Here is a 2,583-nt window from a genome sequence, read left to right on the forward strand (position 1 = left end):
AGCTAATGGATTAATCCCATACGATTATCTGACAACGCTGTTTGAAATGCTGCCATTATTAAATGATGACAGTGACCAGAAAGAAATAGACAGCTTACTGCCATGGAACATCAAATAGAGATAAATGAAAGGACTCTTTACGGCATCCTTGCCGCGCGGAGATCGTCCTGAAAGAAGACAGAGGCTTGAACAATCCCTTGCTCTCTGTCTACACATAACCCTAGATCAGCTTCTCGTTTTACGCCAATAACAGATTGAAAAAAGTGATAGATAGGTAATTTAGGCTTGTCTAGGTGGTGATGACCTGACGTGTATGGACTCATCCTCGTTTGCAATTAATTTATTTGATCACATGAAGGTACTACTGCCTACGTGTATTCGGTCTTTCAATGACAATATTATGTCTGACCTTGATAGGCTATTCGCATACTGCCTCCCAATCGCTTACACGAGCTCATTAGGCTCTACGTCAGGCAGGGGTATTGCAGCATCGGTTCAACCTTATGCCATCACTCAAATTACTTCGCAATCGTTTTGAGACTTTCCTCTTGCTACCACTTTAAACCTGTTTTTCTAATCAATTCAGTATTTTTTATGCAGCCACTCGCTTGTTGTCGTAATGACCATCCCCCGCAATAATTGCCCAAGCGATCCTAGCCGTTTTATTAGCTAATGCTACCGTTGCAATATTAACGTGTTTTCGCTTTCTCAATTCGTTAATCCAGTTACTTAGATTATCTTCTTTGTTTTGTGTGTGACGAATCACAGATCGGGCACCATGAACCAATAACTTTCTCATATAGCTATCACCACGTTTAGAAATCCCTAATAATCGGTCTTTACCTCCCGTACTGTGCTGACGTGGAGTTAAGCCTAACGAAGCGGCAAAATCACGACCACGACGGAATTGTTTGCCATCGCCAATTATTCCCGCCAATGCACTGGCAGATAGTGGGCCGATTCCTCTTAGCACTAATAATTTATTGGCAACAGGATCACTGGCTGCATGCTGCTCTATCTCAGTCGTGATGGAGACGACCCTCTGATCAATGAAGATCAGATCCTCTTGAAGACCTGCTAGCAATAGACGGAACCGATCAGTAAGGCCGTTCGTAGCATCCTCTAACCAACAAGGTAGTGCTTTTCTTAGTGTGTGAATCCCTATGGGTGCAACGATTCCGTATTCGCCCACCAATCCACGAATCTGGTTGGCTTTTGCTGTTCTTTGCTTGACAAGCTCTTCTCGGACACGATGAAGCGCTTGTATGTCTTGTTGGTCTACGCTTTTAACAGCCACATACCTCATGTGAGGGCGGCTTATCGCTTCCGCGATAGCCGCCGCATCTACTGCATCGTTTTTATTACTTTTAACATAAGGTTTGACAAATTGAGGGCAATCAATTTGACCGTGTATCCGCGCCTCATAAGGACTCTTGACCAATAATGAGCAGACGCGCAAGCTTCCATTGCTATCTCGGCCTCGTTAGGGACTTTTTTCCTAATTTGGTCGACCCATTTAGCACGAGAGTATTTACCAGACCAGCAACATTTACCCTGACGATCAACGCCATGTACGTGAAAAACAGATTTAGCGATATCAACACCAACGCGAATAATAGTCATCAGTTAAACCTCATTAAATACAGTGTTTTTAACTCTACTAAGAGTAGTACATTGGAGGTGAGGATGAGTCCATCCCATTGCTTACGTAGAAACGCCACTATCTGGTGTCATTGCTATTGATGGAAAAACGGTTCGTGCATCGCGTAGCGAGCACCAACAAGCGATTCATATGGTGAATGCATGGTCGAGCGAAATAGGCGTCTCTTTAGGGCAATATAAAGTAGATACTAAGTCCAATGAAATCAAGGCAATACCTAATTTACTAGAGCAACTAGCTATTAAAGGATGCCTTGTCACCATGGATGCCATGGACTGTCAAAAAGCGATTGTTTCGAGCGTCCTTAAGCAAGAAGCAGATTACCTAATATCGGTGAAAAGCAATCAGAGAATGCTCCATAAAACCTTGTCAACTCACTTTGACGCTTATTGGTCTGATACATCAGATGATGTCATAAATGATCATTTTTTTGAGCAAGAAGGCCACGCGCATGGTCGAGAAGAACACCGTCGGTGTTGGGTGTATACAGATATTTCAACGTTGTCCATCGCGGCAGAATGGAACGTAAAAACCATCGTTGCCATACAACCTGATCGAGTATCAAAAGGGAAAGGCCGAAGTCATATTCGTTACTTCATATCCAGTGGCCACTTAACAGCGGAAGAGGTGCTGAAAGCCACGAGAAAACACTGGCATGTAGAAAACCAACTGCACTGGGTATTAGATGTGTCATTTGGAGAAGATCAATGTCGTGCAAGACAAGGTTATGCGGCAGAGAACCTAGCCACCACAAGGCAAATCGCCTTAAATCTTTTGAAGCAGGAAACCAGCATTAAGTTAGGCCTAAATTCAGATAATAAGTGCGACACTGCAAATCAGGTGTAGAAGAAGCCAACTGCTGAAGTTGATACACTTCTTCTTACCACAGATAAAGCAGTACCAACATGAATTATCAGCAGTTG

At 43.3% G+C, this 2,583-nt stretch carries 3 protein-coding genes and 1 pseudogene; 2 read left to right on the top strand and 2 right to left on the bottom strand.

Going from position 1 to position 2,583, the window contains the following annotated elements; all coding sequences use genetic code 11:
• The first annotated feature begins 13 nt into the window (after positions 1-13).
• Positions 14-118 carry a hypothetical protein gene (locus tag E0D70_RS17670; RefSeq protein ID WP_276312864.1) on the top strand — a complete coding sequence of 35 codons (105 nt, stop codon included), beginning with the start codon at positions 14-16 and terminating at the stop codon, positions 116-118.
• Positions 119-137: 19 nt separating this feature from the next.
• Here E0D70_RS17670 and E0D70_RS17395 read toward each other — a convergent pair whose 3' ends face one another.
• Together E0D70_RS17395 and E0D70_RS17400 are read right to left on the bottom strand one after the other, a co-directional pair.
• Positions 138-323, bottom strand: a complete 186-nt coding sequence (locus E0D70_RS17395) for a hypothetical protein (protein ID WP_133013531.1) — start codon at positions 321-323, stop codon at positions 138-140.
• 269 nt (positions 324-592) lie between these two features.
• Positions 593-1,623 (bottom strand): annotated as a pseudogene (locus E0D70_RS17400) (IS110 family RNA-guided transposase).
• A 109-nt stretch (positions 1,624-1,732) separates the two neighbouring features.
• Here E0D70_RS17400 and E0D70_RS17405 point away from each other — a divergent pair.
• The gene (locus tag E0D70_RS17405) at positions 1,733-2,506 is read left to right on the top strand and encodes an ISAs1 family transposase (protein WP_276312865.1); all 774 of its coding nucleotides are present in this window, start codon (positions 1,733-1,735) and stop codon (positions 2,504-2,506) included.
• Positions 2,507-2,583: the final 77 nt, after the last annotated feature.

It is taken from the genome of Marinomonas flavescens (genome assembly GCF_004352835.1).
Classification (GTDB): domain Bacteria; phylum Pseudomonadota; class Gammaproteobacteria; order Pseudomonadales; family Marinomonadaceae; genus Marinomonas; species Marinomonas flavescens.

Coding starts and splice junctions, on each gene's coding strand:
- E0D70_RS17395 (WP_133013531.1), bottom strand. CDS start 323: ATGAGTCCATACACGTCAGGTCATCACCACCTAGACAAGCCTAAATTA.